This window comes from Saccharothrix sp. ST-888 (genome assembly GCF_000955975.1).
In the GTDB taxonomy this organism is placed as follows: domain Bacteria; phylum Actinomycetota; class Actinomycetes; order Streptomycetales; family Streptomycetaceae; genus Kitasatospora.
Map to the genome: position 1 here is coordinate 53092 of NZ_JYJF01000013.1, position 25173 is coordinate 78264.

General features: G+C 72.5%; 25 protein-coding genes. 13 read left to right on the forward strand and 12 right to left on the reverse strand.

The window, feature by feature from the left end:
* Positions 1–94: 94 nt before the first annotated feature.
* Both UK12_RS07815 and UK12_RS07820 read left to right on the forward strand, forming a co-directional pair.
* On the forward strand, positions 95–904 hold the full coding sequence (locus UK12_RS07815; protein ID WP_231591085.1) for a DUF1707 SHOCT-like domain-containing protein: 810 nt from the start codon (positions 95–97) through the stop codon (positions 902–904).
* Between the two features lie 420 nt (positions 905–1324).
* On the forward strand, positions 1325–1732 hold the full coding sequence (locus UK12_RS07820; protein ID WP_045301073.1) for a WhiB family transcriptional regulator: 408 nt from the start codon (positions 1325–1327) through the stop codon (positions 1730–1732).
* Positions 1733–1819: 87 nt separating this feature from the next.
* Here the strand turns inward: UK12_RS07820 and glpX are convergent, their stop codons facing one another.
* Positions 1820–2857, reverse strand: coding sequence for a class II fructose-bisphosphatase (glpX, locus tag UK12_RS07825; RefSeq protein WP_045301074.1), 1038 nt, complete (start codon positions 2855–2857; stop codon positions 1820–1822).
* A gap of 233 nt (positions 2858–3090) precedes the next feature.
* Here glpX and UK12_RS07830 point away from each other — a divergent pair, with 233 nt between their 5' ends.
* Positions 3091–3594: a DUF4245 domain-containing protein gene (locus UK12_RS07830; protein ID WP_045301141.1), complete on the forward strand. Its 504-nt coding sequence runs from the start codon at positions 3091–3093 to the stop codon at positions 3592–3594.
* A gap of 95 nt (positions 3595–3689) precedes the next feature.
* Here the strand turns inward: UK12_RS07830 and UK12_RS07835 are convergent, their stop codons facing one another.
* The 4 genes from UK12_RS07835 to UK12_RS07850 form a co-directional block, all read right to left on the reverse strand.
* A complete protein-coding gene (locus tag UK12_RS07835) occupies positions 3690–4301 on the reverse strand; it encodes a malonic semialdehyde reductase (protein ID WP_045301075.1) in 612 nt (203 codons plus the stop codon).
* 133 nt (positions 4302–4434) lie between these two features.
* On the reverse strand, positions 4435–4686 hold the full coding sequence (locus tag UK12_RS07840; protein WP_045301076.1) for an exodeoxyribonuclease VII small subunit: 252 nt from the start codon (positions 4684–4686) through the stop codon (positions 4435–4437).
* 142 nt (positions 4687–4828) lie between these two features.
* Entirely contained in the window at positions 4829–6043 is a 1215-nt protein-coding gene (xseA, locus tag UK12_RS07845; protein ID WP_045301077.1) for an exodeoxyribonuclease VII large subunit, read from the reverse strand.
* 10 nt (positions 6044–6053) lie between these two features.
* Positions 6054–6773 carry an APC family permease gene (locus UK12_RS07850; RefSeq protein WP_231591086.1) on the reverse strand — a complete coding sequence of 240 codons (720 nt, stop codon included), beginning with the start codon at positions 6771–6773 and terminating at the stop codon, positions 6054–6056.
* A 109-nt stretch (positions 6774–6882) separates the two neighbouring features.
* Between UK12_RS07850 and UK12_RS07855 the strand changes: the two genes are divergently transcribed.
* Together UK12_RS07855 and ppgK are read left to right on the forward strand one after the other, a co-directional pair.
* A complete protein-coding gene (locus UK12_RS07855; RefSeq protein ID WP_231591087.1) occupies positions 6883–7857 on the forward strand; it encodes a 4-hydroxy-3-methylbut-2-enyl diphosphate reductase in 975 nt (324 codons plus the stop codon).
* Positions 7858–7982: 125 nt separating this feature from the next.
* Positions 7983–8732: a polyphosphate--glucose phosphotransferase gene (gene ppgK, locus UK12_RS07860; protein ID WP_442973784.1), complete on the forward strand. Its 750-nt coding sequence runs from the start codon at positions 7983–7985 to the stop codon at positions 8730–8732.
* Positions 8733–8939: 207 nt separating this feature from the next.
* On the opposite strand, the gene UK12_RS07865 is transcribed toward ppgK, so the two are convergent.
* On the reverse strand, positions 8940–9542 hold the full coding sequence (locus UK12_RS07865; protein ID WP_045301087.1) for a DUF6542 domain-containing protein: 603 nt from the start codon (positions 9540–9542) through the stop codon (positions 8940–8942).
* A gap of 122 nt (positions 9543–9664) precedes the next feature.
* Here UK12_RS07865 and UK12_RS07870 point away from each other — a divergent pair, with 122 nt between their 5' ends.
* Together UK12_RS07870 and ychF are read left to right on the forward strand one after the other, a co-directional pair.
* Complete coding sequence (locus UK12_RS07870; RefSeq protein ID WP_045301089.1) at positions 9665–10081, forward strand: glyoxalase; 417 nt, start codon at positions 9665–9667, stop codon at positions 10079–10081.
* Positions 10082–10168: 87 nt separating this feature from the next.
* A complete protein-coding gene (gene ychF, locus UK12_RS07875; protein WP_045301090.1) occupies positions 10169–11242 on the forward strand; it encodes a redox-regulated ATPase YchF in 1074 nt (357 codons plus the stop codon).
* 268 nt (positions 11243–11510) lie between these two features.
* Here the strand turns inward: ychF and melC2 are convergent, their stop codons facing one another.
* The 5 genes from melC2 to UK12_RS43065 all read right to left on the reverse strand — a co-directional run bounded on the left by melC2 (position 11511) and on the right by UK12_RS43065 (position 15268).
* Positions 11511–12341 (reverse strand): tyrosinase MelC2, encoded by an 831-nt coding sequence (gene melC2, locus UK12_RS07880; RefSeq protein ID WP_045301092.1) that lies wholly within the window; start codon positions 12339–12341, stop codon positions 11511–11513.
* Positions 12342–12390: 49 nt separating this feature from the next.
* Positions 12391–12831 (reverse strand): apotyrosinase chaperone MelC1, encoded by a 441-nt coding sequence (gene melC1 / locus UK12_RS07885; RefSeq protein ID WP_082119415.1) that lies wholly within the window; start codon positions 12829–12831, stop codon positions 12391–12393.
* Positions 12832–13142: 311 nt separating this feature from the next.
* The gene (locus UK12_RS07890) at positions 13143–13892 is read right to left on the reverse strand and encodes an ArsR/SmtB family transcription factor (protein ID WP_231591088.1); all 750 of its coding nucleotides are present in this window, start codon (positions 13890–13892) and stop codon (positions 13143–13145) included.
* Positions 13893–14132: 240 nt separating this feature from the next.
* Positions 14133–14585 (reverse strand): deaminase, encoded by a 453-nt coding sequence (locus UK12_RS43060; RefSeq protein WP_045301094.1) that lies wholly within the window; start codon positions 14583–14585, stop codon positions 14133–14135.
* Positions 14582–15268, reverse strand: a complete 687-nt coding sequence (locus tag UK12_RS43065; RefSeq protein WP_231591089.1) for a RibD family protein — start codon at positions 15266–15268, stop codon at positions 14582–14584. Before UK12_RS43065 ends, UK12_RS43060 begins: the two co-directional genes overlap by 4 nt.
* A gap of 222 nt (positions 15269–15490) precedes the next feature.
* On the opposite strand from UK12_RS43065, the gene UK12_RS07905 reads away from it, so the two are divergent.
* Entirely contained in the window at positions 15491–16870 is a 1380-nt protein-coding gene (locus tag UK12_RS07905; RefSeq protein ID WP_045301096.1) for a hypothetical protein, read from the forward strand.
* A 72-nt stretch (positions 16871–16942) separates the two neighbouring features.
* Here the strand turns inward: UK12_RS07905 and UK12_RS07910 are convergent, their stop codons facing one another.
* Positions 16943–17527 carry a pyridoxamine 5'-phosphate oxidase family protein gene (locus tag UK12_RS07910; protein ID WP_045301098.1) on the reverse strand — a complete coding sequence of 195 codons (585 nt, stop codon included), beginning with the start codon at positions 17525–17527 and terminating at the stop codon, positions 16943–16945.
* 136 nt (positions 17528–17663) lie between these two features.
* Here UK12_RS07910 and UK12_RS07915 point away from each other — a divergent pair, with 136 nt between their 5' ends.
* From UK12_RS07915 to UK12_RS07930, 5 genes are all read left to right on the forward strand, one after another.
* The gene (locus tag UK12_RS07915; protein WP_045301100.1) at positions 17664–18476 is read left to right on the forward strand and encodes a methyltransferase domain-containing protein; all 813 of its coding nucleotides are present in this window, start codon (positions 17664–17666) and stop codon (positions 18474–18476) included.
* A gap of 236 nt (positions 18477–18712) precedes the next feature.
* Entirely contained in the window at positions 18713–18865 is a 153-nt protein-coding gene (locus tag UK12_RS39500) for a hypothetical protein (RefSeq protein ID WP_156178597.1), read from the forward strand.
* Between the two features lie 10 nt (positions 18866–18875).
* Complete coding sequence (locus tag UK12_RS07920) at positions 18876–19271, forward strand: (deoxy)nucleoside triphosphate pyrophosphohydrolase (protein WP_045301102.1); 396 nt, start codon at positions 18876–18878, stop codon at positions 19269–19271.
* A gap of 199 nt (positions 19272–19470) precedes the next feature.
* A complete protein-coding gene (locus tag UK12_RS07925) occupies positions 19471–22278 on the forward strand; it encodes a SpoIIE family protein phosphatase (RefSeq protein ID WP_045301104.1) in 2808 nt (935 codons plus the stop codon).
* Between the two features lie 295 nt (positions 22279–22573).
* Positions 22574–25144, forward strand: a complete 2571-nt coding sequence (locus UK12_RS07930) for a SpoIIE family protein phosphatase (RefSeq protein WP_197084646.1) — start codon at positions 22574–22576, stop codon at positions 25142–25144.
* Positions 25145–25173: the final 29 nt, after the last annotated feature.

Sequence of the window (25173 nt, forward strand, 5' to 3'; positions counted from 1 at the left end):
GGGCAGGTGAGCCTGCGTGACGGGAGTCACGCCGATGCCGTCAGGTCATGCTGAACTGCCGTTCGGCCGGGGGTGCGATGGCTAGTCTTAGCTTGTGGACAACTTGCCGTCATCGCCGTCACCGCAGGACGACTCGGGCCAGCCGCCCGTCTCCATGACCAAGCCCGAGCAGCCCGAGCCGGCGCCCCAGCCGGCGCCCCAGCCGGCGCCGGTGCTCGCCCCGAAGCCGGCCCCGGCCGACGCTGCCCCGGCCGGCACGACACCGGTCGCCGAGGCGGAGCTACGGGCCTCGGACGCCGACCGTGAGCGGATCGCCGACCTGCTGCGCGACGCGTACGCGGAGGGCCGGCTCACGATGGAGGAGCACTCCGAACGGATCGAGGCGGCGTACGGCGCCAAGACGCTCGGCGATCTGGTCCCGCTGACCCGGGACCTGCCCACCCACCGCCCGATCTCGATGGAGAAGCCGCCGCTGCGGCAGCCGGACCCCGCGCCCGCTCCGGTGCCGAGGCCGCCGGCCCGCCAGGAGGCGCCGACCATGGTGGCGGTCTTCGGTGGCGCGGAGCGCAAGGGGCGCTGGCGGGTGGGCCCGCATCTGCGCGCGGTGGCGGTGTTCGGCGGGGTGGAGATCGACCTCACGGACGCGGTGTTCGAGTCGCCCGAGGTGGTCATCGAGGTGACCGCGATCTTCGGCGGGGTGGAGATCCGGGTACCGGAGAACGTGAGCCTGCACGGCGGCGGCGTCGGTATCTTCGGCGGCTTCTCGGTCCGGGAGCAGACGGCGGCCGACCCTTACGCACCGGTGGTCCGGGTGAAGGGCGCAGCGGTCTTCGGCGGCTGCGAGGCCAGGCCGCGCCGGGGCAAGAAGCTGCGCGAGTGGGCCCGCAAGCAGCTCGACTTCTGAGCACCCGCCCCACTGGACACCACGCACCTCCAGTACACCCGACACCTCCGGGACACCCGACACCTCAGGGCAGTTGGGCCACCGGGTGCGTGTCCGCCCCTCAATCACCGCACCGGCTCGGACAGTTGCGCACGTCCGGGCCGGTCGCGCTGTCTCTGGCGGCCGGGTTCGGGGCGGGCGTGGCGGCAACCGCCCGCCGGGCACTCGACCTTGGGGCGAGTGCAGTCCGTAGTCGGTCGGGTGCGTTGTGCATGAACCGGGATACCGCGGGGTAGTTCCTCCCGCACATCGTTTCTTGTACGGCTGTGACCCCGGAGGCGGCGGACGGCGAACCGGCCGAGGCCAGCTGGGGTGAGCACGGGGCAGCCGGGCAGGGACGCGAGCCTTCCCCCGAGTCTCGAAACCTCGTAGGAGTAAGCCGTGCTGCATCCGATCGAGTCCAGCGTCCGTACCGCTGTCGTGGTGGCGGGGCGGCGCAGTCCCGCCGGCCCGGTCGGCACGGGGACGCAGCAGCTCGACCACCCCGAGGACAGTCCCTGGCACACCGGCGCGGCCTGTCGCCGCGACGAGGCCGGGCTGTTCTTCGCACCCTCGAAGGAGCCCACCGCGGCCCGGCTGTCCCGGGAGGAGCAGGCCAAACAGGTCTGCGCCCGCTGCCCGGTGCTGCTGGAGTGCCGGGAGCACGCGCTCGTCCAACCGGAGCCGTACGGGGTGTGGGGCGGGCTGACCGCGGCCGAGCGGCGTGTGGTGCTGGCCCGGCGGCGCCGCCGCGACGGCGAGCTGCGGGAGGCCCGCCGAGTGGGCGAGCCCAGGCGGATAGCGGGCTGAACGGCCGGTGGCCTCGGGGAAGATCCCCGAGGCCACCGGCCGTTCAGCGGTCCGCCGACATCCGCCAGCGGACGTCGGCGTCTGCCGTCAGTTGGCGCGGTCGAAGTCGATCGCGCTGTAGGCCCGCAGCTTCGAGAGCTTGTGGACCGAGTCGATCTGGCGGATCGTGCCGCTCTTGGAACGCATCACCAGGGAGCTGGTGGTGGCGGTCTCCTGGCGGTAGTGGACACCGCGCAGCAGCTCGCCGTCGGTGATGCCGGTGGCGACGAAGAAGACGTTCTCGCCGCTGACCAGGTCGTCGGTGCTGAGAACGCGGTCGAGGTCGTGACCGGCGTCGAGGGCCTTCTGCCGCTCGGCCTCGTCCTTCGGCCACAGCCGGCCCTGGATGACGCCGCCCATGCACTTCATCGCGCAGGCCGCGATGATGCCCTCGGGGGTGCCGCCGACGCCCATCAGCAGGTCGATGCCGGTGCCCTCGCGGGCGGCCATGATGGCGCCGGCCACATCGCCGTCCGAGATGAACTTGATCCGGGCGCCGGCCTCGCGGATCTCCTGGACCAGGCCCTCGTGGCGGGGGCGGTCCAGGACCACCACGGTGACGTCCTCGACGGCACTGCCCTTGGCCTTGGCGACCCGGCGGATGTTGACGGCCGCGGGGGCGGTGATGTCGACGAAGTCGGCGGCCTCGGGGCCGGCCACCAGCTTGTCCATGTAGAACACGGCGCTGGGGTCGAACATGGTGCCGCGGTCGGCCACGGCCAGCACGGCCACCGCGTTGTTCATGCCCTTGGCGGTCAGCGTGGTGCCGTCCACCGGGTCGACGGCGACGTCGCACTCGGCGCCGGTGCCGTCGCCGACCCGCTCGCCGTTGTAGAGCATGGGGGCTTCGTCCTTCTCACCCTCTCCGATGACGACCACGCCGTTCATCGAGACGGTGGAGACGAGGGCGCGCATGGCCTTCACAGCCGCGCCGTCGGCGCCGTTCTTGTCGCCGCGCCCGACCCAGCGACCGGCTGCCATGGCGGCGGCCTCGGTCACACGGACGAGTTCGAGCGCGAGGTTCCGGTCCGGAGCCTCGGGTGCAACCTCAAGGGATCGAGGGAGGTTGTGCGGGTGGGTGGTCATCGTCGTTACCTCTCTGTACGCGACGGCCAGCGAGCGCCCGACTACTGCCTGGTCGAACGCCGTGATGAGGGTGTTGCGATCGTATCTGGCTACGAGATGACTGTCTGTGGCGCACCCCGCCGCTACCTGCGGCTCTGAGCCGTTTTGCGGCGTTTCCGTCCTCGGCGCGGACCCCGGTTGCCGGAGGTCCGGTACCGATGGGTCACTATGAGGGGGTGGCAGGCAGCAGCAGCATGAGGGGCCGGCAGACGGTACGGGACATGGTCCTGTCGATGGCGGCGATCGGTGTCGTGGTCGCGGTGGGGTACGCGTTCCTCCCGCACGATGGCGGGGACGGCGTGCACGTCGTGGACTACCGCTCCTCGCTCGCCTCGGCGAAGCGTGCCGCTCCGTACCCGCTGCTGGGGCCGGAGGGGCTCTCCGACAAGTGGCGGGCCACCTCGGTGGAGTACAAGCAGGACGCCAAGGGCACCGCCACCTGGCACCTGGGCTTTGTGACTCCGTCCGGCGACTACGCGGCGATCGAGCAGAGCAACGGCAGCCGGGACCAGGTCATCGCGGACGCCGTGTCCGGCGGGCAGCCCGACGGCAACGCCTCGGTCGACGGCAAGGAGTGGGAGCGCTACCAGGGCAGCCGCTACCGCGGCCTGACCGTGCAGACCGGCAGCGCCACCACAGTGGTCACCGGCAGTGCCTCGTACCAGGAGCTCTCCGAGCTCGCCCAGGCGCTGAAGTAGCCCCCCGACGACAGCACGGACGACAACAGTGACGACAGCGGCAAGGCCCCCGGCTCTCGGAGCCGGGGGCCTTGTGCGTCGCGCCGTGCCGCGGGTCAGACGGTGGTGACGACCTCGTCGTACGCGAGGCGCGGGCTGCGCGGGAACCAGGCGTTCTCGCCCGGCTTGCCGATGTTGACGACGGCCAGCACCGAGTGGTCGCCCTCGGGGAAGAACTCCTTGTTCAGGGCGTCGGCGTTGTAGCCGGTCATCGGGCCGGCGGCCAGGCCGGCGGCGCGGACGCCGACGATGAAGTACGCGGCCTGCAGGGCGCCGTTCAGGGTGGCGGAGGACTCGCGGACCGAGCGGTCGGAGAAGAAGAGGTCCTTGGCCTGCGGGAAGTGCGGCAGCAGGGCCGGCAGCTCCTCGTGGAACTCGTTGTCCTGCGCCAGGATCGCGACCAGCGGGGCGCTGGCGGTCTTCGGCTGGTTGCCCTCGGCCATGTACTGCACCAGGCGCTCGCGGCCCTCGGGGGTGCGGACCAGGACGATGCGCAGCGGCTGCTGGTTGAACGCCGTCGGGCCGAACTTGACCAGGTCGTAGATGGCCTGGACCTGCTCGTCGGTCACCGGCTCGTCGGTGAACGTGTTCGCGGTGCGGGCCTCGCGGAAGAGGAGGTCCTGGGCGGCGGCGTCGAGCACCAGGGCGTCGTTGGCTGCGGTAGTCATGCTTCTACACCTTTTGCTGGAAACGTAAGCGTCGGGGCGGCAGCATCGCCGCTCGGCAGGTCCAACGGTATGTGAAACTTAAACTATTCCGCAATCTGATGGTGATGTGGCTCACGTCCCGCCCGCGCCGGGTTCACGCCCCCGCGCTGTCGGTATCCCCCTCCTCGGCCGCCAGGGCCGCGTCGAGCCGTGCCCGGGCGCCGTCCAGCCAGCGCTGGCAGACCTTCGCCAGCTGCTCGCCGCGCTCCCACAGCGCCAGCGACTCCTCCAGCGGGACACCGCCCGCCTCCAGCTGCCGGACCACCTCCAGCAGCGCATCCCTGGCCTGCTCGTAACCCAGGCCGTCGTCGCCGTTCCCCTGGGCTGCCACCTGCTGATCTGCCATGCCGCCCAGCGTAGGGGCTGCCGCCGACAATCCGCCGGGCGTGCCCCGCGCCCGGCTCGGCCGACTCCTGCCCGGAGCCGAACGGCCGAACGGCCGAGCAGCCGGACGACCGAACGAGTTGGAGATCGGGGATACCGAACTGCTAGACGGTCTCCCCGACCGTGACGTCGAAGCCGCCCTCGGCGACCCTGGCGTGCAGCTGCTCCCCGGCCGTGACCTGGGCCGGGTCGGTGACCACGTGCCCGTCCGCCCGCTGGAGCACGGCGTAGCCCCGCTCCAGGGTGGCCAGCGGCGAGAGCGCCACGACCCGCGCCAGGGTGTGCCCGAGGTCGGACTCCGCCGCGTCCAGCCGGTGGCCCAGGCAGCGCCGGGCCCGTCCGAGCAGGGCGGCCACCTCGTCGCCGGGCCCGTCCACCAGCCGGTGCGGCGCGGCGAGCACCGGACGGCTGCGCACGCTCGCCAGCCCGGCCAGCTCCCGCTCGACCCGTCCGAAGATGTGCCGCCGCGCCCGGTCCCGCAGCTGGTGCACCTTGGCCAGCTCCTCCCCGACGTCCGGTACGACCCGCTTGGCGGCGTCCGTCGGTGTGGAGGCCCGCAGGTCGGCGACCCAGTCGAGGAGCGGCTGGTCCGGCTCGTGCCCGATCGCGCTGACCACCGGTGTCCGGGCGGCGGCGACCGTGCGCACCAACTCCTCGTCGGAGAACGGCAGCAGGTCCTCGACGCTGCCGCCGCCCCGGGCGACGATGATCACGTCCACCTCGGGGCGTTCGTCCAACTCCCTTACCGCCGCCGATACCTGGGCCACCGCGCTGGCCCCCTGCACCGGCACGTTCCGCACCTCGAAGCGGACGGCGGGCCAGCGGCGCCGCGCGTTCTCCAGGACATCCCGCTCGGCGGCCGAACCGCGCCCGGTCACCAGGCCGATGCAGTGCGGCAGGAACGGCAGCGGCTTCTTCCGCTCGGCGGCGAACAGCCCCTCACCGGCCAGTCGCCGCTTGAGGTGCTCCAGCCTGGCGAGCAGCTCGCCCAGCCCCACCAGCCGGATCTCGGAGGCCCGCAGCGAGAGCGTGCCGCGCGCCGCGTACCACTCGGGCTTGGCGTGCAGGACGACCCGCGAACCCTCCTGGACGTCCTCGGCGACCCGGTCGAAGACCGCCCGGAAGCAGGTGACGGTCAGTGAGACGTCCCGCTCCGGGTCGCGCAGGGTCAGGAACACCACCCCGGCGCCGGGCCGTCGGCTGAGCTGGGTGATCTGGCCCTCCACCCAGACCTCGCCGAGCCGGTCGATCCAGCCCCCGATCAGCGCGGAGACTTTGCCGACCGGGATGGGCGTCTCGGGTGAACTGGTGTTGGCCATGCGTACGAGGCTATCCCCGGCGGCCGACAGCGGTGCCCTGCGCGGCGAGCACCGGCAGCCCCGTCACCAGCCAGAGGCCGCCCATCACCTGGGCGGTGTGCGAGGCCGCGACCAGCACCGCGACGGTCACCCCGATGCCCAGCACCGGGATCACCGCGTGCCGCAGCCAGTGGTGCGAGTGGTGGCGGACCGCGTACCAGCCGAGCACCGAGGCGTGCAGCAGCACGAAGGCGGTGAGCGCGCCCACGTCGGCCTCCATCGCCAGCACCGCGAAGCCGACGGCCGTCGCGGTCCGCACCCCGGCCAGGTTCAGCACGGTGGTGACCAGCACCGCCAGCACCGTCCACACCCAGCGGGACACCCCGGGCACCAGCGAGTTCAGCGCGATGCCCGGGAACAGGTAGGCGACCGCCGGGATCAGCAGGTAGTCCAGCATCGCCATCCATCCGGCGATGAAACCCGGCCCCTCGCCCAGGCCCGCCCGCGCGTACGCGAACACCGAACCCGCCCGTGGCACGGCCCGCACCAGCTGCGCGTACGAGAAGGCGGTGAACCCCATCGCGACGGTGGCCGCGAGGTACACCGACGCGACCGCGCCACCGCTCCTGGCGTCCAGCACCCCGAACACCCCGACCGGGGCCATCGGGGCGATGAACAGCAGCCCGTAGACCATCAGGTCGCGCACACCGAGGCTGCGGCGCAGCTCGCTCGGCTCGACTCGTTCACTCATTCTCCTCATTGCAGCACCGTCCGTCCGACCAGCGGCGGAGGCCACGCACACGGCGGGGTACCGCTGTTGCGGTCCGGACGGGGGAGGGCAGGCCCGTACCATGGGTGCCATGTCCAACACTGCTCAGCGCCGCGTCCTGCTCGCCGCCCCCCGGGGCTACTGCGCGGGTGTCGACCGTGCCGTGATCGCCGTGGAGAAGGCCCTTGAGCAGTACGGGGCGCCGATCTACGTCCGCAAGCAGATCGTGCACAACAAGTACGTCGTGCAGACCCTGGAGAAGCAGGGGGCGATCTTCGTCGACGAGACGGAGGAGGTGCCCGAGGGTTCGATCGTGGTCTTCTCGGCGCACGGCGTGGCCCCGGCGGTGCACGACGAGGCGAAGGCCGGCAAGCTCGCCACCGTCGACGCCACCTGCCCCCTGGTGACCAAGGTCCACAAGGAGGCCGTCCGGTTCGCGGACGAGGACTACGACATCCTGCTGGTGGGCCACGAGGGTCACGAGGAGGTCGTCGGCACGATGGGCGAGGCCCCGGACCGGATCCACCTGGTGGACGGCGCCGAGGACGTGGCCAACGTGCAGGTCCGCGACGAGAGCAAGGTCGTCTGGCTGTCCCAGACCACCCTCTCGGTGGACGAGACCATGGCCACCGTCGGTGAGCTGAAGAAGCGCTTCCCGCTGCTGGTCAGCCCGCCCAGCGACGACATCTGCTACGCCACCCAGAACCGCCAGGTCGCCGTCAAGCAGCTGGCCCCCGAGACCGACCTGCTGATCGTGGTCGGCTCCAAGAACTCCTCCAACTCCGTCCGCCTGGTCGAGGTCGGCCTGGAGTACGGCGCCAAGGCGGCACACCTGGTCGACTTCGCCGACGAGATCGACGAGGCCTGGCTGGAGGGCGTCACCACGGTCGGCCTGACCAGCGGCGCCTCGGTGCCCGAGATCCTGGTCGAGGGCGTCCTGACCTTCCTCGCCGAGCGCGGCTACGCCGACGTGGAGATCGTCAAGACCGCCGAGGAGCACCTGATCTTCTCGCTCCCCAAGGAGCTCCGCCGCGACCTGCGCGCCGAGGCGGCCGGCAAGCTCTGAGCACTCCGACGACGCCCGGGACCCAGTGGGCTCCCGGGCGTCGTCCTGTCCGGGCCCGGGTATCAGCAGGCGGGCGCCGCCGTGGGCCCGTACGTTTGTACACAGGCTGTGGATGACGGAGGGCAGTGGCCATGACGGTGGTATTCGGCGTGGACATCGGCGGCTCGGGCATCAAGGGCGCGCCCGTCGACCTGGAGAGCGGCGAGCTCACCGAGGAGCGGTACAAGGTCCTCACCCCCCACCCCGCCTCGCCGGAGGCCGTGGTCGGTGCGGTCTGCGAGGTGGTCCAGCACTTCGGCCACCAGGGCCCGGTCGGCCTCACCTTCCCCGGCGTGGTGGTCGACGGCCACACCCGCACCGCCGCCAACGTCGCCCAGGGCTGGATCGGCCTGGACGCCGAAGGCCTCTTCCAGCAGGCCCTCGACCTCTCCTGCACCGTGCTCAACGACGCCGACGCCGCCGGTCTCGCCGAGGTCACCTACGGCGCCGGACGCGAGCAGGACGGGGTGGTGCTCGTCCTCACCTTCGGCACCGGCATCGGCAGCGGCCTCTTCGTGGACGGCACCCTGGTGCCCAACACCGAGCTCGGCCACCTGGAACTGCGCGGCAAGGACGCCGAACGCCGGGCCTCCTCGGCGGCCAAGGAACGCCACGATCTCACCTGGCCCGAGTGGGCGATCCGGGTGGACGAGTACCTCGACCTGGTGGACCGGCTCTTCTCCCCGCGGCTGATCGTGATCGGCGGCGGCGTCAGCCGTAAGCACGACAAGTTCCTGCCCCTGCTGAAGCAGCGCGAAGCGCGCGTCGTACCGGCCCGGCTGCTCAACGACGCCGGCATCGTCGGCGCCGCCATGGCCGCCGCCAAAGCCACCTGACCCGGAACCCCCACATCGACCAGGCAGCCCCCAGGGGCGCGGGGAACCGCGCGAACAACCCTGCAACTGCTTCACCGGCGAATCCGCGCCTGAACCAGGCAGCCCCCAGGGGTGCGAGGAACCGCGCGAACAACCCTGCACCCTCGCAGAGAGTCGGTCGCGCAGCACCTCGCGCCCCTGAACACTGCCTAGCCGCCCCGGAGGGACTCAGCCGCCCGTCCGGCTCCGCCGCAGGCGGCGCTGCGCCACGAACCGCGCCGCCACGATGACGGCCGCCAGGCCGGTGCCGCCGAACAGCCACTCCGCCCGCATCGCGAGCCCGCTCGCCAGCGCCACCACCTGTCCGGTCACTCCGGGGGAGGCGGCCGGGCCGAAGGCGAGCAGGGCGGCGGCGAAAGCGATCGGCCCGCTGATCGGCGCGGCGGCCAGGTCGGCGAACCGTACCCGGACGGCCACTTGGAAGCAGACCAGCAGGTAGCCGACGCCGAAGAGGATTCCGAGCCCGTCGAAGAGCAGCCGGTCCACCGCCGCCAACAGCACCGTCCCGGCCAGCGCCAGGACGCCGGTGCCGACGGCCGTGAGCCGGGCCGGCCGCCCGCTGCGCGGGCGCTCCCGGGCGCCGAGCTGGAGCGGCAGCCGAAGCCGCGGCCTCGGCGGGGCCGGACGGACCCCGGAGGCCGAGCGCAGCCTGGACTGGCGGAGCCGGGACTCGGGGGGCGCGGCTGGCCCCGGTACGGCGGCCTCGGCGGCGGGACCGGCTGGCGGTCGCCGTCTGGGCCCGGGTGGCTGGGTACGGATGCTCTGCTCCACCCAACCAACGTACGGTCCGATCATCGCCACACTGTGTAATGCTCGCGTTTGGCCCTCGCCCGTGTCCCGGCCGGTAGTACTGTCGGGCCGATCTTTCGGTGGTGACTCAGGGGGAGAAAACCATGTCCGCTGTCGACCCGACCGTTGTTCCGGCCGCCGACCCTGCCTTCTCGTTCGAGCGCCTGCACCACGTCCAGCTGGACATCCCGGCGGGCGCCGAGGATGTCTGCCGGGAGTTCTGGGGCGGGGTGCTCGGGATGGCCGAGGTGGAGAAGCCGCCGGTGCTGGCGGCGCGCGGTGGTTGCTGGTTCCGCGGCGGTGGTCTTGAGGTGCACCTCGGCGTGGTGGCCGAGTTCCTGCCGTCGGCCAAGGCCCACCCCGGCATCCTGGTCCGTTCGCTGGACGAGCTGGCCGCCCGGCTGGAGGCGCACGGCCACCCGGTGGTCTGGGACGGCAACTTCCCCGGCTACCGGCGTTTCCACTCCGCCGACGGGCTGGGCAACCGGCTGGAGTTCCTGGAGCCCTCGGCCGAGGTCTGAGCCGGACCCCCGCTCGCCGGGCCCTTAGACTGGGGGATCGGCCCTACGGTGCCACTCCACTCCTCCAAGCCCACGGGACTGCGCTTCATGTCGCTCACGATCGGAATCGTCGGCCTGCCCAACGTCGGCAAGTCGACTCTTTTCAACGCCCTGACCAAGAACGACGTGCTGGCGGCCAACTACCCGTTCGCCACCATCGAGCCCAACGTGGGTGTCGTCGGCGTCCCGGACGCCCGGCTGGCCAAGCTGGCCGGGATCTTCGGCTCGCAGCGGATCCTCCCGGCCACCGTGGACTTCGTCGACATCGCGGGCATCGTGCGCGGCGCCAGCGAGGGTGAGGGCCTGGGCAACAAGTTCCTCGCCAACATCCGTGAGTCGGACGCGATCTGCCAGGTCATCCGGGCCTTCAGCGACCCGGACGTGGTCCACGTGGACGGCAAGGTCTCGCCCAAGGACGACATCGAGACGATCAACACCGAGCTGATCCTCGCCGACCTGCAGAGCATCGAGAAGGCCCTGCCGCGGCTCCAGAAGGAGGCCCGGCTCAAGAAGGACACCGCGGCCACGCTGGCTGCGGCCGAGGCCGCGCAGGCCATCCTGGAGAGCGGCAAGACCCTGTTCGAGGCCGGGTTCGACACCACCCTGGTCCGCGAGCTGCACCTGCTGACCGCCAAGCCGTTCCTGTACGTCTTCAACGTGGACGAGGACGAGCTGGGCGACGAGGAGTTCAAGGACGCCCAGCGCGCCCTGGTGGCCCCCGCCGAGGCGATCTTCCTCAACGCCAAGATCGAGTCCGAGCTGATCGAGCTGGACGACGACGAGGCGCTCGAACTCCTCCAGTCCATGGGCCAGGAGGAGCCCGGCCTCGCCACCCTCGGCCGGGTCGGCTTCGACACCCTGGGCCTGCAGACCTACCTCACGGCAGGTCCCAAGGAGACCCGCGCCTGGACCATCAAGAAGGGCGCCACGGCCCCCGAGGCGGCAGGTGTGATCCACACCGACTTCCAGAAGGGCTTCATCAAGGCCGAGGTCATCTCCTTCGCCGACCTGGTCGAGACCGGTTCCATCGCCGAGGCCCGCGCCAAGGGCAAGGCCCGCATCGAGGGCAAGGAGTACGTCATGCAGGACGGCGACGTGGTGGAGTTCCGCTTCAACGTCTGATCCGGCGCGCGTACGGAGGAAGGGGGCCTGATCCTTCGGGATCAGGCCCCCTTCCTCATGCCCCTGGCGTTTCAGCGCACCTGGACGGACCTGACGTCCGTGGTGCGGTCGACGAAGGGTGGCCGCCGGTCGGCCTCGGCTCGTGCGTCGACTGTGGCGTCGTGCAGCGGACGTTCCGCGTTCCGAACGCACTTGACGGCATGTCAGGTGCCCGTCGCGCCCGGAGCCCAGTGGTGCCGCTCCGGCGGGTGCGGCGTCTCGGGTGTGATCAGAAGCCGGTGTCGTAGGTGTAGAGCTTGGTGTGGTCGAGCATGTCCGCGGGGGTGACGTTGTTCCACGGCCGCATGGTCTCGTTGAGGTCCACGACGTTGGCGGTGTTGCCGGTCGGCAGGTAGCTCTGGTCGCGGTGGCGGGACTGCCACTCGGCCCACAGCTTGTCGATGAAGCAGTGGTGCAGCCAGAAGGCCGGGTCGTTGGGGGACATGCCGGTGCCCATGTGGCCGCCGATCCAGACGTGCACCCGGTTGTGCAGGTTGACGCCGCGCCAGCCCTCGAGGTGGTTGCGGAAACCGCCCTCGGAGGTGCTGTTCCACGGGGCCATGTCGTAGGTGGAGATGGCGAGCACCGACTCCGCCTCGGCCTTGGTCGGCAGTGCGGCGACGGCGCCGCCGAGGCTGCGGCGCAGGTAGTTGCGGCTGTCCGGGCGGATCGTGAGGGTCCACTTGCCGGTGTTGTAGGCGAACGGCCCGGTGGTGACCTGGCCGTCGCTGCTGCGGCCGTTGCCGCCCATGAAGTCCGGGCCCCAGATCGAGGAGGTGGCCGTGCGGTCGGCCGTCCAGTCCCAGTAGGGCAGGGTGACGGCCGGGTTGATGCTCTGCAGGTCCTGCTCGAACTGGAGCAGGAACCTGCGGTGCCAGGGCAGGAAGGACGGCGAGCGGTGGCCGACCCGCTCGCTGTCGTCCCGGTCGCTGGTGATGAAGGTGTCGTGGGTCCTGACGTAGGAGTCGTAGCGCCCGAGGCGCTTGAGCTCCAGGACGGCGTCGACGAAGTCGCGCTTCTCCTTGGCCGTCAGGGTTGCCTGGTTCTTGCGGACTGCCATGAAAGTTCCTCCGGGGTGGGTGCTGTCAGGGAGTTGGCGGCGCTACCGCTCAGGTGAGCGGGAGCAGCTCGGCACCCTGGAGGTCGACCACGGCGGCGCGGGCGAGCGAACGCGGGGTGGCGTGGGTCTGGTAGTGGTTGACGACGCTGATCCAGGTGCCGTCGCCGTTCTGCATGACGTGCAGTTCCTTGCCGTCGATCAGGACCTGGTAGCCGCCGCCGTGGCCGCTGTGGCTGCCGCTGTGGGCGGCCGAGAGCAGCCGGCCCTGGATCCGGCGGCCCTGGTACACCTCGTCGAACTCGTCGCCGGCGCCCGGGTCGGAGGCCACGGCGGTCTGCCCGGTGGGCCCGGTGAAGCCGATCACGGCGGTACCGGCGGCCGCGGCGAGCGCGACACCCGCACCCTGCAGCATCCGGCGGCGGGTGAGGTCGGACGGCTTGTGTCCCTCGGGCGCGGTGTCGTTCGTGGGTGTGGCGCTGTTTTCGGACATGGCTGAGTAACCCCCCTGGGTTGAGTGCCTGACTGACGGATCGCCGGCCTGACGGGTGGGTCGAAGGCATATTCCAAGGTCGATCCGCAGGCTCATGCTTACAGGCAGAGGTGGATCGCAGGAACGGTCGATCGGCGGGGGTCGAACGGTTGTCCACATTTCCGGACATGCCACACCGAAAGTTGCATTCTGTACCAGTCAAGGACTTCTCTGAATGCGACGGTCCGGGGCGAGTTTTGGTAAAGATTCTTTACAGAATCTGCCACTCGACAGGAAATAGTTCATCAACTACGCGCGTCATGTGACCGGCCTTACGGCGCCAGGATGGCGTGATGCCGTAGGTCGAGCCGACTGGCAAGGGCTTGCCTGCCCTCGGGGGTGAGGCTGACGGCACGGGTGGTGCCGATGCGCACGATCCAGCCGGCCTCGAAGGCGTGCCGGCAGATCGCGGCGCCGACGGTCCCGGCGAGGTGGGGGCGGCGTTCGGTGAAGTCGAGGCAGGGGCGGACGGCGGGCCGCTTGGAGCCCGGGGGCAGCGTGATGCCCAGCGCGCCCAGCCAGTCGACGCCCGCCGGGGTGAGGGCCGGCCCGCGCTCCCAGTCCAGCAGGCCCCGTTCGGCCATGGCCTCGGTGATGGTGACCCCGAGCAGCCCGGCCAGGTGGTCGTAGCAGGTCCGGGCCCGGGCCATGGCGCTGCGCCGGGTGGTGGCGGAGAGCGTGCGGGGCGCCGGGGTGTGCTGCCGGGGCGCCAGCGCGGCGAGGTGCTCGACCAGTTCGGCGGCCTCCGGCCCGGCAAGCCGGACGTAGCGGTGGCGGCCCTGGCGCTCCTCCGCGAGCAGGCCGCCCTCGGTCAGGGTGTTGAGATGGGCAGTCGCGGTGGAGGCGGCGACCCCGGCATGGCGGGCGAGCTCGTTGGCCGTCCAGGCCCGGCCGTCCAGCAGGGCCAGGCAGAACGCGGCCCTGGTGGCATCGGCCAGCAGCCCGGCCAGGGCGGCCACCGTCCGGCCCTCGGCCCGTACCTCGTCGGCCGCCGCCGTGCGCTCCCGTACGTTCTCCGTCACGTCCCCAGGGTGCACCCTCGATACTTCGGCCGGCGTCGAAGTGTCCGGCACCTACGGTCGCCGCCATGACGATCACACCCGCCGGTACCCGTCCGGCCGCCGGACACCGCACCATCGCGCCGAGCATCCAAACTCGGCCACAGTTCCCGCTCGCAGACCCCGCGCTGACGGGAGACCGCGTCGGCGGGATGCCGCAGGGGCGCGGAGTACCAGCGGAGTGCAGAAGGGCGGCCGACGGCCTCAGCCGAGCAGGTGGGCGTTGACCGCGCGGGCGTCCTCGGAGAGTTCGGGCAGTTCCTCGACCGTCACGCCCGCCCCGGTGAGCAGCGCCGTCCCCTGGCAGGCGGTGACGAAGAGGTCCGGCTCCCGCCAGGCGACGACGACCCGGGGGATGCCCGCCGCGATGATCCGCTGGGCGCAGGTGAGCGGCCGGGAGGCGCGCTGTCCGCAGGGCTCCAGCGAGCTGTAGACGGTCGCGGTGCGCAGCCGGGGGTCCCCGTCGGGCAGTTTGGCGAGGGCGGCCTCCTCGGCGTGGCACACCGCGTCGAGTTCACGGCTGTAGCCCTCGCTGAGGACCTCGCCGTCGGCGCCGACGATCACCGCGCCGACCGAGAAGGCGGTCTCGGAGGGCGGGCAGAGCCGGGAGAGTTCGACGGCGCGGCCGAGCCAGCGCAGGTCCTCGGATGCGGTCACGGGCTGGTCTCCTTGGGGGCGTACCGGAGCAGAACGACATCGCCCACCGTACGCGCCTCGATCAGCCGCATCCGCCGGGTGGGACCGCCGGGGTAGGCGGCCGGACCGGCGAAGCGGGGTGCGTCGGGCTGGCCGACCAGCAACGGGGCGACGGCGAGCTGCAGTTCGTCGGCGAGCCCCTGGGCGAGGAACTGGGTGTGCACGCTGCCGCCGCCCTCGACCATCAACCGCCCGATGCCGCGCGCCCCCAGGTCGTCCAGGACGGCGCCGAGGTCCACCTCGGTGCCGAGGCCGACGACCTCCGCCAGCCCGGCCAGCTCCGACCGCAGCCCGGCAGCCGCCGCTTGCGCGGTGTACGCGAGCTTCGCGCCGCCGGTGTGCCAGAAGACGAGGTCGGCGCCGAGCGTCCCGCTCGCGGTGAGGGTCACCTTGAGCGGGTACTCGGGCTTCCCGGCGGCGGTCCGGGCGGCGCGCCGGGTCGCGGAGTTGACGAGCAGTCGGGGGTTGTCCCGGCGCAGGGTGTTGCCGCCGACCAGGATGGCGTCGCAGCCGGCCCGCAGCTCGTCCACCCGGTCGAAGTCGGCCGGGTTGGAGAGCAGCAGTCGGTCGGGCGAGGCGTCGTCGAGGAAGCCGTCGACGGACATCGCGGCGCTCAGCAGGACGTACGGGCGGCGTGCGGCCACAGGTGGTCCGTTTCTCTCGGGGTTGTCGCAGGGCGTCGGAGGATATCCGGCGGACGTGCCAAGGGGGACGGTGCCACGGTACGGCCCGAGATGTGCGGTCCGCCCGTCGGCTGTCCGCCCGTCAGGTGTTCGTCCGACAGTCCGGCGTCGTACGAGTGGAGTTCGCCGGGCGGACCGAGCCTGGTCCGGTCCACGTACGCTCCGGCAATCGAAGGGCCCGCCGTGCTCCGTCCTCGTTCGCTCGCGCTCAGCGCCGCCGCATTCACCCTGGCCGCCGTCCCCGTGCTGTCGGCGGGCTCGGCCGGTGCGGCGGGCTACGGCACACCCACCATCGCGCTCTCGGCCGGCTATCTCTCCGGCGCCGTCGGCGCGACCGGCGACCCGACCGTCACCGTGACGGTGGCGCAGAGCGGGGCCGACGCCTCGGCGCTCACCGTGGCCGCGTCGGCGAGCAGCAGGTCCTCGGTCGCCAAGGCCGGCGACGTCACCGTGACCGGCAGCGGCGCAACCCGCACGCTCGCGGTGGCGGCACGCGGCCAGGGCTACACCGACCTCACCGTGAAGGTCACCGGCGCGGGCGGCCGGACGGCGACCAGGACCCTGCACTACGCGGCCTCGGCCGCGGTCCAGCACACGGCGGACAGCCGCTACCTCACCGGTTCCAGCGACGCCTCGGCGGCGGTGGACGTGGGCGGTGGCTACGTCGTGGTCGCGGACGACGAGTCCAACGTGCTGCGCCTGTACGACCGCAACGCCTCCGGCGCACCGGTGCGGACCTGGGACTTCTCCGCCGCGATCGGGGTCTCCTCCGAGATCGACATCGAGGCCGGGGCCCGGGTCGGCAACACCGTCTACTGGACGGGCTCGCTCGGCAACAACAAGGACGGCAAGCTCAAGCCGGACCGCTCGACCCTGTTCACCACCACCGTCACCGGTTCGGGCGCCAACACCCAGCTCACGCTGGGCGGTTCGTACGGGGGGCTGCGGGACGACCTGATCGCCTGGGACAAGGCCAACGGCAACCGCTACGGCTTCGCAGCGGGAGCGGCCGCCGGTCAGGTGCCCAAGCAGATCGACGGGTTCAACGTCGAGGGCCTGGAGTTCGCGCCGGGGAGCACCACCGCGGCGTACATCGGCTTCCGCGCGCCCCTGGTGCCGCCCGCGAACGGGGGCAAGGCGCTGCTGGTCCCGGTCACCAACATCGACCGCCTGCCGGGCGGTTCGGCGCACGCGAGCTTCGGCCCCCCGATCTCGCTGGACCTGGGCGGGCTGTCCGTCCGGGACATCCGCAAGAACGCCGCCGACCAGTACCTGATCGTGGCCGGCTCCTGGGCAGCCGACGACAACTCCGACCCGTACGCGCTCTACCGCTGGACCGGCCGTCCCGCCGACGCCCCGGTCAAGCTGCTGGACCTGCCGACCAGCGACCCGGGCGGCTGGGAGTCCGTGGTGGACGTGCCCGACCTGACGGCTCCGGGCGCCCGGGTGCAGCTGATCACCGACGACGGCTCCGCCGACCTCTACGGCGACGGCACGGAGGCCAAGGACCTCGGCCACCCGGAGTGGAAGAAGTCCCGCTCCACCTGGTTCACCCTCAACTGACCAGATACCAGGGCGAAGTCCCCGGAGGCGCGCGGCTCCCGCGCCCCTCCGGGGACTTCGTGCTGGGGATCCTTAGGCGGCCCGGGGCGGGACCGGCAGCGGGAGGCCGGGCAGTCCGTCGATGCTGGTGGCGATGTGCTCCTTGCCCTCGCAGTACGCCGAGAACTCCTCCTCACCCTTCCGCTCGAAGAACTCGGAGTGCAGGCTGCGCTCCTCGCGGTAGTCCATGAACGGGACCGCGAAGCCGCAGGAGTCGCTCACCCGCTCGGCCCGTACCAGCACGATCGCGCGCAGCCCGGCCCCGTCCACGGACGGGTCGAAGTGCGCCAGCAGGCTGCCGAAGCGCGGGTCGTCGCGGAAGACCGCCTCGCCCTGCCCGTGCACCCGTACCACCGTGGGCGGTCCGGTGAAGGCGCACCACATCAGTGTGATCCGCCCGTTCTCCCGCAGGTGGGCGATGGTCTCGGCATGGCTGCCGCCGAAGTCCAGGTAGGCCAGGGTCAGCTCGTCCAGCACGGCGAGCGTCCCGGAGCGGCCCTTGGGGGAGAGGTTGACGTGGCCGTCCCCGGCCAGCGGGGCGGTGGCGGTGAAGAAGACCGGCTGACTCTCGATGAAGGTCCGCAGGCGGCCGTCGATGCGTTCGTAGGTCTTTCCCATGCCCTCGATTGTGGCGAGCACGGCCGGGGGGAGTGAAGCCGACAGGTCAAACGTCTTGACATACGGGACACATCTTCTCGTTCTGTGAGACGTCTGCGTGCTCTCGTCGGTGTTGTCGACATGAGGGGAGCACGTGATGACAGGGCATCGGACCGTCTACACCCACGGGCACCAGGAGCCGGTGCTGCGCTCGCACCGGTCCCGTACGGCGGCCAACTCGGCCGCCTACCTGCTGTCCGAACTGCGGCCGGGGCAGGCCGTGCTGGACGTCGGCTGCGGTCCCGGCACGATCACCGCGGACCTGGCCGAACTGGTCGGCCCGACCGGCCGGGTGGTCGCCGTGGACACCTCCGCCGAGGTGCTGGAGCAGGCCGCCGCGTACGTGGCCGGGCGGGGCCTGGCCAATGTGGTGTTCGAGCCGGCCGACGTGCACCGACTGCGGCACCGGGACGGCGAGTTCGACGTCGTGCACGCCCACCAGGTGCTGCAGCACGTCGCCGACCCGGTGGCCGCGCTGCGCGAGATGTGCCGGGTCACCGCACCCGGCGGGGTGGTCGCGGCCCGGGACTCCGACTACGCCGCGATGACCTGGTACCCCGAACTGCCCGAGCTGGCCGAGTGGATGGCGCTGTACCAGCGGATCGCCCGGGCCAACGGCGGCGAACCGGACGCCGGCCGGCGGCTGCTGTCCTGGGCGCACGCGGCCGGCCTGGAGCAGGTCCGGGTCACCTCGGGCACCTGGACGTACGCCACACCCGAGGAGCGGGCGTTCTGGGGCGGCCTGTGGGCGGACCGCACGGTCGGGACCGCCTTCGCCGAGAGCGCCACCACCCGGGGGTACGCCGAGCCGGCCGACCTGGAGCGGATCGCGGCGGGCTGGCGCTCCTGGGCCGCCGAGCCGGACGGCTGGTTCGCGGTCCTGCACGGGGAACTGCTGGCCCGGGTCTGACGGCCGCCGGGTCCCCCGATCGGGTCCGGCGGCGGCCGTCCCGTACGGCTTTCGAGTGGTGCGGGCCCCGGCCGGCCGTGTCGGCCGCCGAACGGGTCGGGGAGCCGCGCCTTACCTGGTGTTAACCGCACCCGCATCCGCCGGAATCAGGCCGCGGGTAGCGTCGGTGGCCGTACCAGGCCCCGGCCCGTCCCCCACCGGGCCGGGGCCAGTACGGCCCGGCTACCGTGCACGGTGTGGAGACGTACCGGGTGATGCGCCAGGACGACAACGGCAACCGCTCCGAGGTCGCCGGCGGCCTCGGGCGCGCCGAGGCCGAGGCGCTGGCGGCGGAGTTCGAGGCTCGCGGCCACAAGCAGCTGTACTGGACCGAGGCCGAGCCCGCATAGGGTCTGAAGCATGGAGAACCGGATCGTCGTCGGCGGCGCCCTCATCCACCGGGGCCGGGTCCTGGCCGCCAGGCGCAGCGCGCCGCCCGAGGTGGCGGGGTACTGGGAGTTCCCGGGCGGCAAGGCCGAGCCGGGGGAGAGCCAGGAGCAGGCGCTGGAGCGCGAACTGCACGAGGAGCTCGGGGTGCGCGCCCGCGCACTGCGTCAGCTGCCCGGCCGGTGGCCGATCCGGCCCGGCCTTGAACTGCGCATCTGGGCCGCCGAACTGCTCTCCGGCGACCCGCAGCCGCTGGAGGACCACTCCGAGCTGCGCTGGCTCGGCCCGGCCGAGCTCACCGAGGTGGACTGGCTGGAGCACGACCGCGAGGTCCTGCCGCACGTCGCCCTGCTGCTCGCACAGTCCTGACCGGCGGGTCTCCTCGCAGTCGGTGAGCCGCTCGGGCGGGCCAATCCTAAAGACGACCCGGCTGCCCGGGATACGCTGGCAGAGTGGTGGGTATGTCACTGTTCGGCAGCATTCGTCACCATAGGTGAGATGACACCCCGCCATCCCGTACCCCGGTGGTCCGCCGAGGTGCACAGCCCGAGAGCCGGAGGCCCCGTCCGTGTCGAGTACGGGTAACGGCGGGGGAGCACGGCAAGGCCAGGAGCTCCCCCGACGTGGTCCGCTGCGCGCGGCCGGCCCCGTCCCGGGCGCTGTCCCGGGTGCCGCCGCGGGCGGTACGGGCCGGGGGCTCGGCGGTGCCGCCGCCCGTGCCCGGCTGCGCCGCCGGATGCCGCCGCCCGCCGCCGCGCCGCAGGGCGTATCGCAGGACCAGCCGCCGGAGGCCCCCGATCCCGCCCGCCGACGGGTGGCCGCGCCCGGTGCGCCCACCTCGCGCGGGCGTCCGACCGCGCCGTTCCCCGGCTCCGGCACGCCGGCTGCCGCGCGGTTCGGCCAGCACACCGAGGGCAGTCTGTTCGACGTGGTGAAGGTGGCCATCGCGATCCTGGACACCTCGGGCCGGGTGGTGCTGTGGAGCCCGGCCGCCGAGGAGCTGCTCGGCTGGCCGAGCGAGCTCCTGGTCGGCCGTCGGGTCGGCGAGCTGGTGGGCGGCGAGGGGGCCGCCGACCGCACCCTGGCGGCGATCGAGGAGACCGTGCGCAACGGCAGCTGGCACGGGCTGACCGAGCTGCGCCACCGGGAGGGCGGACTGGTCGGGGTCGAGGCCCGGATCTCGCTGCTGGTGGACGGGGACGGGACGCCGTTCCTCCAGGTCGCGCTCGCCGACGCCGGCATGCTCCAGGCGGTCGAGCGCGACCTGGCGGTACGGGACGCGCTGTTCGAGCAGTCCCCGCTCGGCATCGCGGTCCTCGACACCGACCTGCGCTACACCGCCGTCAACCACACCCTCGCCGAGATGAACGGCGTGGCCGCGGAGGAGCACGTGGGCCGCACCACCGGTGAGACCCTCCCGGAGCGCGCCGCCGACGAGATCACCACCATCCAGCGGCAGGTGCTGGCCACCGGCGAGCCGGTCGTCGACGTCACCCTCGCCGCCCCGATGACGGCCCGCGCGGGCTTCCGGTCCATCTCGTACAGCCGGATGACGGACCGCTCGGGCCGGGTGCTCGGCATCTCGGGCACGGTGATGGACGTGACCGAGCGCTACCGCGCGGTGTCCAAGGTCGAGCACGCCCGGCGCAGGCTCTCGCTGCTCAACGAGTTCGGATCCCGGGTCGGCGACCTGCTGGACGCCGCCCGGATCGCCCAGGAGCTGGCCGGTGCGGTGGTCCCCCGGCTGGCCGACTACTCCGCCGTGATCCTGCTCCAGGCGGTGGCCCACGGCGACGACCTGCCCCGGCACGGCCACGACCGGCGGACCTCGCTGCTCCAGCTCGGCACCGCCTCGGTCCAGGACGGCCCCGAGGTCGAGACGATGCTCCGCCGGGGCGCCAGGATCACCTTCTCCGAGGACTCCGCCTTCGGCCGGGTGCTGCGCAGCGGCGTACCCGAACTGCTCTCCGGCCCGGACGAGCTGAGCGACCTCTCCTACCCCGGCGATCCGAAGGTGCAGGCGGCGCACGACCTGGGCGTGCACTCCCGGCTGGTGGTGCCGCTGCGCGCCCGGGGCATCGTGATCGGCCTGCTGGTGGTGAGCCGGGCGGGCTACCGGGAGGGCTTCGACCGGGACGACCTGGCGTTCACCGTGGAGCTCGCCGACCGGGCGGGCAGCTCGCTGGACAACGCCCGCCTGTACGCGCGCGAGCGCACCGCGGCCCTCACCCTGCAGCGCACCCTGCTGCCCCAGCAGGTCCCGCAGCCCGCCGGGATCGAGGTCGCCTACCGGTACGTGCCGGGCAGCAGCGGCACCGAGGTGGGCGGCGACTGGTTCGACGTCATCCCGCTGCCGGGCGAGCGGACGGCGCTGGTGGTCGGCGACGTGATGGGCCACGGTCTGCGGGCCGCGGCCACGATGGGCCGGCTGCGCACCGCCGTACGCACCCTGGCCGGCCTCGACCTGCCGCCCGAGGTGCTGCTGCGGCACGTCAACGAGCTGGCCGACGACCTGGCCCAGGGGCCGGACGAGGCGCTGCTGGCCACCTGCGTGTACGCGGTCTTCGACCCGGCGACCGGGCGGCTGACGGCCACCAAGGCCGGGCACATCCCGCCGGTCCTGATCGTCCCCAAGGAGCCGACCGAGGAGGCCGCCCGGATCGGCAGCCCGCTGCCGGGCGGCGCCGGCCAGGTGGTGGACCTGCCCTCCGGTGCGCCGCTCGGGGTCGGCGGAGTCCCGTTCGAGTCGATCGAGCTGGAGATCCCCGAGGGCAGTCTGCTGGCGCTGTGCACGGACGGGCTGGTGGAGTCCAGGGACAAGGACCTCGACGTCGGCCTCGGCCGGCTGATCAGCGTGCTCGAACAACCCTACGCATCCATCCAACAGGCGTGCGAGGCGGTCCTGGCCACCATGGAGCAGGGCCGCGAGCCGGACGACGTCGCGCTGCTGCTGGCCCGACTCGGCCGGGGTCAGACCGGTACGCCGACGGCCGGCTGGACGCTGCCCGCCGAGCCGACCGCGGTCTCCCGGGCCCGCCGCCTGGTGCGCGGCACGCTGGCCGACTGGTCCGTCGAGGGGCTCACGGACACCGCCGAACTGCTGGTCAGCGAGCTGGTGACGAACTCGGTCCGCTACGCCAGCGCCCCGATCGGGGTCCGGCTGACCCTGGGCGACACCCTGCTGGTGGAGATCTCCGACCCGCTGCCCGACCCGCCGCGCGAGCGCCACGCGGCCGAGGCCGACGAGGGCGGCCGGGGCCTGGAGCTGGTGGGCCGCCTCGCGCTGCGCTGGGGCGCCCGCACGGAGGGCATGGGAAAGGTGGTCTGGTTCGAACTGGCGACGGACGGTTCCGATCAGAGTGAGACATTCGGGTAGCCGGATGTTCACCGTCGCCACCGGCCGTTCAGCAATGCGCCGGCGTACGCCACAACTCGGCATGATCTTGTCGTATCTGAGCGGCATTCAGGTCGGATAAGCTCAACGCGCTTGACCCGGGCGTGCTGATTCGGCTGGGCTGCCTGGTTCGAACAGCCGCCGCCGGGTAAGGACCCGGGGCGGGGCCGCCCTTGATTCGATGTTGTGATGTCCGGGGCGTGTGCGCTTGCCCCCGGATGATGAATACTCGGTCTTCTCGACATCCGGATGGCCACGGGTTGGAGGGGTCGGTCCGTTGAACAGCATCCCGGCGCCGAACGCGCCGAGCAGTGGCAGCCATGCTGCCGTGCCCGGGCAGCTCGGTGTCCCGACCGACCGGGGTAGGGACTGCAGCGCGCCCGGCAGCTGGGGTCACACCCAGCCGGGCTCCATCTACGACTTCGTCCGGGTCGCCACCTTCGCGATCGGCCCGGACGGCCGGATCAGCCAGTGGAGCGGCCGGGCCGCCGAGTTCTTCGGCATCCCCGCCGCCGACGCGGTCGGCGCCGACCCGATCACCACCTTCGTCCCCCGCGAGCTCTGGCGGCGCGGCCGCGCCCGGCTGGAGCGCATCCTGGGCGGCGAGGAGTGGGTCGGCACCGCGCCCTACCGCAACGCCGACGGCAGCGAGGGCCTCGCCGAGCTGTACGCGATGCCCGACGCGGTGCCCCACGCGCCGCCCGGCACCGGCACACCCGGCGCCACCTGTCTCGCCGTCGACCTCGGACGGCTGCGCCGGATCGAGACCGACCTGGCCGCCTCCGAGGCCGTCTTCGGGCAGACCCCCACCGGCTTCTTCCTCTTCGGCAACGACCTGCGCCTCCAGCGGGTCAACGACGCCTTCGCCGCGGGCGTCGGCCTCTCGCCCACCGAACTCCAGGGCCTCACCCCGTACGACCTCTTCCTGCCCGGCGAGGCCGAGCGGCTGCTGGTCGCGCTGCGCAAGGTGCTCGACGGCGGCGGGCCCATCGTCGACCTGCGCTTCACCGGAGCCGTCCCGCGCACCGCCAGCGTCCCCGCCCCCGGCGGCGGCCGGCGCGACGGCGGCCGCCGCTGGGCCATCTCGCTCTACCGGCTCACCGGCGCGGCCGGGCACCCGATGGGCGTGGCCGGACAGGTCATGGACGTCACCAGCCGCCACGTCGCCGAACGCGAGGCCGCCGGAGTCCGCCGCAGCCTCGCCCTGCTGAACGAGGCCAGCAGCCACATCGGCTCCACCCTCGACCTGGAGACCACCGCCAAGGAGCTGCTGGACGTGATCGTCCCGCAGTTCTGCGACCTGGCCACCGTCGACCTCTACACCGCGCTGCTCACCGGCGACTCCGGCCCGATCTCCGGCCAGTCCGGGCTCTCGGACGGATGCGGCGAACTGCGCCGGGTCGCGGTCTCCAGCGTGGTCGGCGGCGCCTCCAGCGTGCTCGGCGCCGAGGGGTCGGTGCCGGTCGCCGAGGCCGGGGGGACGCTCTGTTACCCCCGTCGCTCCCCGCACGCCCGCGCGCTGCGCACCGGCCGCAGCGTCGTCCCCCAGCCGGGCCCCGACCCGCTGCTGCGCTCCACCCTGGTGGTCCCGCTGGTCGCCCGCGACCAGGTGCTCGGCCTGGTCCAGCTCTCCCGCGCGATCGGCAGCGAACCCTTCGACGCCCGCGATGTCGCCATCGCCGAGGAACTCGTCGCCCGCGCCGCCGTCTGCGTCGACAACGCCCGGCTCTACCGCCGCGAGCACGAACGCGCCCTGCTGCTCCAGCGCAGCCTGCTGCCCCCCGGCAACCCGGCCGCCACCGGTCTGGAGATCGCCCGCCGCTACCTGCCCAGTAACAACAACACCGAGGTCGGCGGCGACTGGTTCGACGTCATCCCGCTGCCCGGCAGCCGCACGGCACTCGTGATCGGCGACGTGATGGGCCGCGGCCTGCGCGCCGCCGTCGCGATGGGCCAGCTCCGGACGGCCGTGCGCACCCTCGCCATGCTCGACCTCGACCCCGCCGAGGTGCTCGGCGCGCTGGACGAGATCGCCCGCGGCCTCGGCGGCGACAGCGACCGCCCCGGCGAGGAGTCCGTCGAGCTCTACCTCGCCACCTGCGTGTACGCCGTGTACGACGCGGTCAAGCAGCGCTGCACCTTCGCCAACGCCGGACACCTGCCGCCCGTCCTGCTCAGCCCGGGGGAGCCCGCCAGGATGCTGGACGTGCCGCCCGGACTGCCGCTCGGCGTCGGCGGCGAGCCCTTCGAGGAGGTCTGGGTCGACCTGCCGGACGACGCGATCCTCGGCCTCTACACCGACGGCCTGGTGGAGTCCCGCAAGCACCAGCTGGACGAGGGCCTGCGCGCCTTCCGCACCGCCCTGACGAACGGCTCCAAGGAGCTGGAGAAGCTCTGCGACCAGGTCCTGGACGAGCTGATCCCGCACCACGGCGAGGACGACATCGCCCTGTTGATGGCCAAGGTGCAGAGCCTGCCCGAGGACGCCGTCGGCGACTGGAGGCTGCCCGCCGAGCTGACCTCCGTCGGCAAGGCCCGTGACCTCGCCTGCGGCTGGCTGCTCACCCGGGGTCTCGACGAGCTGGTCGACACCACCGAGCTGCTGGTCAGCGAGCTGGTCACGAACGCGCTGCGGCACGGACGCGGCGAGATCCGGCTGCGCCTGCTGAAGGACCGTACGGTGGTCTGCGAGGTCTGGGACGACGGCTACGCCCAACCCCGGCAGCGCCGGGCCCAGGAGACCGACGAGGGCGGCCGCGGCCTCCAGCTGGTCAGCCTGCTGGCCGAGCGCTGGGGGAGCCGCCGGACGCCCAACGGCAAGATCGTCTGGTTCGAGCTGTCCCTGTAGGCACAGCCCGGGCGGGCATGGCCGATCGG

What these genes read in the sequence shown, in the direction of transcription:
- glpX (WP_045301074.1), bottom strand. Translation starts at nt 2,857, where the DNA reads ATGACCACCCACCCGCACAACCTCCCTCGATCCCTTGAGGTTGCACCC.
- UK12_RS07830 (WP_045301141.1), top strand. Translation starts at nt 3,091, where the DNA reads ATGAGGGGCCGGCAGACGGTACGGGACATGGTCCTGTCGATGGCGGCG.
- UK12_RS07835 (WP_045301075.1), bottom strand. Translation starts at nt 4,301, where the DNA reads ATGACTACCGCAGCCAACGACGCCCTGGTGCTCGACGCCGCCGCCCAG.
- UK12_RS07840 (WP_045301076.1), bottom strand. Translation starts at nt 4,686, where the DNA reads ATGGCAGATCAGCAGGTGGCAGCCCAGGGGAACGGCGACGACGGCCTG.
- xseA (WP_045301077.1), bottom strand. Translation starts at nt 6,043, where the DNA reads ATGGCCAACACCAGTTCACCCGAGACGCCCATCCCGGTCGGCAAAGTC.
- UK12_RS07850 (WP_231591086.1), bottom strand. Translation starts at nt 6,773, where the DNA reads ATGAGTGAACGAGTCGAGCCGAGCGAGCTGCGCCGCAGCCTCGGTGTG.
- UK12_RS07855 (WP_231591087.1), top strand. Translation starts at nt 6,883, where the DNA reads ATGTCCAACACTGCTCAGCGCCGCGTCCTGCTCGCCGCCCCCCGGGGC.
- UK12_RS07870 (WP_045301089.1), top strand. Translation starts at nt 9,665, where the DNA reads ATGTCCGCTGTCGACCCGACCGTTGTTCCGGCCGCCGACCCTGCCTTC.
- ychF (WP_045301090.1), top strand. Translation starts at nt 10,169, where the DNA reads ATGTCGCTCACGATCGGAATCGTCGGCCTGCCCAACGTCGGCAAGTCG.
- melC2 (WP_045301092.1), bottom strand. Translation starts at nt 12,341, where the DNA reads ATGGCAGTCCGCAAGAACCAGGCAACCCTGACGGCCAAGGAGAAGCGC.
- melC1 (WP_082119415.1), bottom strand. Translation starts at nt 12,831, where the DNA reads ATGTCCGAAAACAGCGCCACACCCACGAACGACACCGCGCCCGAGGGA.
- UK12_RS07910 (WP_045301098.1), bottom strand. Translation starts at nt 17,527, where the DNA reads ATGGGAAAGACCTACGAACGCATCGACGGCCGCCTGCGGACCTTCATC.
- UK12_RS07915 (WP_045301100.1), top strand. Translation starts at nt 17,664, where the DNA reads ATGACAGGGCATCGGACCGTCTACACCCACGGGCACCAGGAGCCGGTG.
- UK12_RS07920 (WP_045301102.1), top strand. Translation starts at nt 18,876, where the DNA reads ATGGAGAACCGGATCGTCGTCGGCGGCGCCCTCATCCACCGGGGCCGG.